This is a genomic window from Pseudoalteromonas sp. BMB (genome assembly GCF_001709235.1).
GTDB lineage: Bacteria > Pseudomonadota > Gammaproteobacteria > Enterobacterales > Alteromonadaceae > Pseudoalteromonas > Pseudoalteromonas maricaloris.
Map to the genome: position 1 here is coordinate 1 of NZ_MBQA01000086.1, position 5,238 is coordinate 5,238.

General features: G+C 44.3%; 5 protein-coding genes. All 5 read right to left on the reverse strand.

The genetic code is table 11. The features are described from left to right. Positions 1–403: 403 nt before the first annotated feature. Complete coding sequence (locus BB427_RS07225; protein ID WP_069019961.1) at positions 404–940, reverse strand: GNAT family N-acetyltransferase; 537 nt, start codon at positions 938–940, stop codon at positions 404–406. After that, positions 937–1,470: a GNAT family N-acetyltransferase gene (locus tag BB427_RS07230; protein WP_069019963.1), complete on the reverse strand. Its 534-nt coding sequence runs from the start codon at positions 1,468–1,470 to the stop codon at positions 937–939. The genes BB427_RS07225 and BB427_RS07230 overlap by 4 nt, the downstream gene beginning before the upstream one ends. Before the next feature lie 62 nt (positions 1,471–1,532). After that, positions 1,533–2,261, reverse strand: coding sequence for a 5-oxoprolinase subunit PxpA (locus tag BB427_RS07235; RefSeq protein ID WP_069019965.1), 729 nt, complete (start codon positions 2,259–2,261; stop codon positions 1,533–1,535). Positions 2,262–2,270: 9 nt separating this feature from the next. Next, on the reverse strand, positions 2,271–3,071 hold the full coding sequence (locus BB427_RS07240; protein ID WP_039496315.1) for a D-glutamate cyclase family protein: 801 nt from the start codon (positions 3,069–3,071) through the stop codon (positions 2,271–2,273). Positions 3,072–3,083: 12 nt separating this feature from the next. Continuing rightward, positions 3,084–4,880, reverse strand: coding sequence for a glycoside hydrolase family 3 protein (locus BB427_RS07245; RefSeq protein ID WP_069019967.1), 1,797 nt, complete (start codon positions 4,878–4,880; stop codon positions 3,084–3,086). Between the last annotated feature and the right edge of the window lie 358 nt (positions 4,881–5,238).

Sequence of the window (5,238 nt, forward strand, 5' to 3'; positions counted from 1 at the left end):
TACAAAGTGTGATCCCGCCGTGATGACAATAATGATTTTAGAGACCATATTAAAAAGCTAGGTAGCCAAGCCAATGTGTTAATAAAAGAAAACATCAAGGTTAGCAACGAAGATATAGATTGGTGTATATACAAATATCGGCACCTTGTTGAAAACGCTTTTATGAAAATAAAGAAGTAGCAAACTATAGCGACTCTATGGGATAAACTGGAAAGAAACTACGTGAGCAATGTGGCACTAGCATTCATTGTTATGTGGCTGCCAAGCGTTGTTGAGTGATTTATGCTCAAATATCAAAAGGCTCTACTGATTGTTTCAGCGCACTTACTAAAAACTTACCCTTTTTAGGGTCTTTAAGTACAGAGGTTGATGTTAATGAATGTAAAAATAGTCAACGCGGGGTTTATTCTGCTCTTAGCTTGGCTGTTAAAACATGATCTTCCCATTTTCCAGCAATGCGTAGATATTGCTTAGCATAGCCTTCTTGTTCAAAGCCTAGTTTTTGTAACACTCGCGCGCTTGCCACGTTGCTGGGCATATAATTTGCCATGATCCTATGCATGTTTCGCTGATCGAACATATGTGAGATTGCGGCTTCTAAGATCTCAGTCATATAGCCTTGACCCGCAAATTGTGATGCTATGGAATAGCCTAAATAACAAGCTTGAAACGGACCTCGTGCAACTTGGGTGAAGCTACATAGCCCGGCTATCTGAGGCCGTTCTGGCAATAACGCAATAAAGTGATAAGCGGTATCGGATCGTGCGGCATGTTCGGCTTGCTCTGCATGAACCAACCAATAATCCATTGAGTAGTAGCTTTCTGGTCGAGTCGGCTCCCACGGTGCAAAGTAATCGCGATTCTCTAAGTGATAAGTGACAAGCTTCTCTGCATACACTGAAGTGAGTGCAACAAGTTTTGTTCTTGCTGTACGGATCATATCCTCAATAATCCGAACTTCTCGTCATTTACCCACTCGCCGTTAATTTGGAAGTTATGTTTTAGCGTGCCTTCAAGCTCAAATCCTAGTTTTTTGAGTAAATGGTGAGAGGCATGGTTTCCTTGGGTAACGGTGGCGATGAGCTTGTGGTAATTACATTCGTGTAAGGCAAAATCAATGACGGCTCTAGAAGCTTCAAAGGCGTAACCTTTTCCTTGAAATTCGGGGGAAAGCATAAAACCTAACTCGGCCTGTTGAAACGGTGTCCACATACTTAAAAATCCGTGTAGCCCGATTGGGGTTGCTGTGGCCGTTTCTTCAATCACTAAGGTGAGCCAAGTGTTATCTTCTTTGTGCCACTGCCCAAGTCCGGCGCTTAAACCACGATTAAACTTTTCACGCAGCGTAGCTTCATCGGTGATCTCACCGACAAAACGCATGACATCTGGTTGTTGATGAAGTTCTAACCAAAGCGGCCAATCTGTATTAAGTATAGGCCTTAAGGTAAGTCTTGCTGTGGTGAGCTGCATGTAAAGTCCTTTCGCTGAGTTAACTTTCACTTATTAAACATATACGGCCAGACTATCACAAATTATTGATTTATCACGTTTCTTATTTCTTCAATTAAGGCAATGCTCGCCTCATTGTCACCGTGAACACATAAGGTGTCGGCGCGTAAGGCAAGTGACCTCCCGCTTGCAGTTGTAACACTGCCTTGCTGGTGTAATTGCTTAACTTGCGCAAGTAGCGCTGATTTGTCATGCACTGCGCCCGCTTCAGAACGGGGAGTAAGTAAGCCTTCATCGGTGTACAATCTATCGGCAAAGGCTTCAAAAATCAGTGATACGTTATAGTCGTCGGCGAGTTGTTGGTGACTTGCTTGTTGCGCAGTGGCTAGCACCATCAACTTAAGCTCACTTGGATAGTGTGAAATGGCCTTGATAACACAGCTTAATATCCTTTGTGACTTCATCATATCGTTGTAAAGCGCGCCGTGTGGTTTTACATAATTTAGTGTTAAGCCTTGCACCTTTGCCATCCCTTCAATTGCGGCAATTTGGTAATGTAAGGCGTTGATTATCTCTTGCTCAGAGAGCTGCATTGAGCGGCGGCCAAACCCTTGGCGGTCTGGATAGCTTGGATGTGCGCCAAGTGTCACTTGATGCGTGTTGACCAGCTTTAGTGTTTGCGCGAGTACATCAGGATCTCCTGCGTGAAAACCACAAGCGACATTGGCCATGTCGATATGTGGCATTACGTGTTCGTCTAACCCCATTTTCCAAGCGCCAAAGCTTTCACCCAAGTCGCAATTTAATAACATGCTTATTTCCTACTTCGTTACTGCAAGCTCTAAATCTTGTCTATCTGTCACTAATAAATGGTGTGGACTATTCATAATACAAAACTCAGGTGCCGCTTTTGCTATGGCTAACTGAGCTGTCAGGCTAGAACCCCAAAAAACCGGAAGCTGCCCCTCTTTACAAGTCAATGGCTCGCCAAAATTGGGCTTGCTAAGATCTTTGATCCCGACCTCATTAGGTTCACCAAAATGAAGTGGCAACGCATAGGGAAGTCGGCTCAATGTTGCCGCTTGAATGGCACTAATAAGATTTTGCTTGGTTAATGGGCGCATCGCCAATATTTGATTTGCCTCGTACTTATCCACTGAGTTGCAAGGCAAGTTACTGATGTAAAGTGGTAAAGGCGTGGTTGGATTCGCTGATGGCGGGTTTATTCCATACTGCGCGAGTAAGTTATCAAAAGAAAGATAACTGGCAAAAGCAAAGGTAACTAAATCGTCGCGCCAGTGCTCTTCTATATTATGGCATTCTTGGGCGAGCTGGCCATGCTTTAAAATCTGATACTTGGGGAGGTGGTAGCGAATGTCTATATCTTTCCCCAAAGTGTCAAAGTTAAAATTACCCGGCTCGCTGGGTGGAATAATTAGCTTGCAAACAGATTGATTACTCTCACAAAAGCGAAAGAATGAATATGCTTCACTTTGTGGTAAAATAATCACATTACATTGTGTGAACCCAGGCACAAACCCTTTAGTAGGGCCCGTATAATCACCATCCTTGATCATTTTTCTTATTGCATGTGGTGCACTTAAAGAAGCACTGGGATCCATAGATTCCTCCAATTAGTGGTTTACTGTTACAGGCAGTGAACCTTCCGCTTTCGCTATTCCTAAAATCACTTTGGCCAGCGCCGTGTAGGCAGGCCCAGCTACTTTTTTATCATGATTTACGTCTACATTATAAGCATAACTTGCTAATACTGCGTTACTAAGCGGGCCAAAGGTACTAATTTCGTATGGTGCTCTTAGGCTGATAAATAGCTGTTTTTTACCCAGTTTCTGACCGTATTGCAGTAATGCTTTCAGCGCCTCAGGTTGCACATTACGCGCCACCCCATGCTCTCGTAACTTTTTCACATCGTCCATGCCACCAATCTCTACCGCACTTTGCGGTGGCGATGCATGTGCGGCGATTATCACGTCGGCCTGTTTAATTGCTTCATGTGCAATGTTTGGGTCGTAGGCTTGTAGGCTTGTACAAGAAAGTGTGAGCGAGTTTTTGCTGTATGCTTGTAACGCTTGCTCCAGTGCAAAACATTTTTGTCTATCAGGCATGATAAGGTGAACAACTTGTGCGTTATCTCTGAGCGGTAATACACCATCGTTTTTTACTTCGGTGATAGCTGCTAGTGCAAGCTCTGCTTCTAAGCGACGATGGCTTGGATTACCCAGTGTTGAATTGGCAATGGCCAAAGAAGCGCTCGATTGCGGCAGCTTTGTCTTGAGCTTAGCGATACGCGCCATAGAACTGCTAAGTTGTGCTTGGTTTAGTTTATTGGTATCCAGTGCTTCGCCTAGCTGAGCCATATATTGCTCAAAGCGTTTGATGTCTGCACGATTGCGAATAGCAATAGGCATTAGCGCGATATCCACGCCGGCATTAAACGTTTCAATTGTTGCATCGACTGGATTAAAAAAGTCGCTGATCCCAGCCATATCTAACGCATCGGTGACGGTCACGCCTTGGTATCCCAACTCGTGTCTTAGAAGTTGTGTCATGATCTGATAAGACATAGTCGCGGGCCTTATCATGCTCTCACCTTGAGAGTTAACGACTTTACTGTTGTCGAGCGCCGGATATTGAATATGGGCAGTCATTATCATGCCTGGAGGCGATGCTTTGATTATCTCGGCAAAGGGCAATAAATCTTGCTGGTTAATTTTGTCGCGGTCGTGATCAACACGAGGTAGTCCCGTGTGGCTATCAACATGTGTATCACCGTGGCCAGGAAAATGCTTTAGCGCAGAGAGAACACCTGCGGCCTCAAATGCTTTTACCTGAGCAAGACCTAATTTGGCGACCACAGTTGGATTTTCCGAGAATGAACGCACATTGATCACCGGATTGTTCGGGTTGCTGTTCACATCTACCGTTGGGGCGAAGTTTACGTTGATCCCTAAGCTATTTAGCTCCTTTCCAATTGCGCTTGCCACTTTGGTTGCGTAAGTATCACCCTGTTTTGGATAGGTTGCTCCAATACTCATATTGCCGGTAAACGACGTTGCTTGTTCACGATTTATTCGCGCAACACGGCCACCTTCTTGATCGATGGCAATAAATAAAGGAAGTTGACTTTTACTTTGTTGTGCCGCACTTTGCAAAGCATTGGTTAGACTGACGATTTGCGCGGTGTTTTGCACATTTTCGGCGAACAAAATGGCGCCGCCGATGTCGTATTTACTAATTAATTCGGACAGCTCAGGCGGTAAAGTTGTCATCGCTGCTCTACAATCCCCACTTGGCTTTTTGCTTTCACCGCAGTAATAGCGGAAATCGAGCATAAGCTTTTGTCCAAGCATTTGCGAAGTGGTCAGTGGCACTTGTGCTGCTGTTGCGTGAGCTGAAGTGATGAAACTCATGAATGTGATAGTTCCTAAAGTAGTGAGCAGAGATAATAATCGCACAATCAATAATAAACGCTGAATAAAATTGCCTACACTTTAACACTGATTTAGAAGCGACTACAAAATGCTTTCTATTAGGGCCTGTTGATCTTTCAAGTTTGTTTTTGCAGCAGTTTGATTGGTATTTATACAAGGCAGAGCCAGCGTAGCATAGTCATTCTATGTAAGTCTGGCGATAAAGACTTTGTGCTCCTGCAAAGTCACCTTACCCCACATCCTTGTGGGGCAACACAGAAGAAATGCTAATCAAGCGCTGCCCTTTGGGTTCATCTGAGTGCGCTTTGTTCATTGTTGCTCAACTTTTGCCTAGATT

What these genes read in the sequence shown, in the direction of transcription:
- BB427_RS07235 (WP_069019965.1), bottom strand. Translation starts at nt 2,261, where the DNA reads ATGTTATTAAATTGCGACTTGGGTGAAAGCTTTGGCGCTTGGAAAATG.
- BB427_RS07240 (WP_039496315.1), bottom strand. Translation starts at nt 3,071, where the DNA reads ATGGATCCCAGTGCTTCTTTAAGTGCACCACATGCAATAAGAAAAATG.
- BB427_RS07225 (WP_069019961.1), bottom strand. Translation starts at nt 940, where the DNA reads ATGATCCGTACAGCAAGAACAAAACTTGTTGCACTCACTTCAGTGTAT.
- BB427_RS07230 (WP_069019963.1), bottom strand. Translation starts at nt 1,470, where the DNA reads ATGCAGCTCACCACAGCAAGACTTACCTTAAGGCCTATACTTAATACA.
- BB427_RS07245 (WP_069019967.1), bottom strand. Translation starts at nt 4,880, where the DNA reads ATGAGTTTCATCACTTCAGCTCACGCAACAGCAGCACAAGTGCCACTG.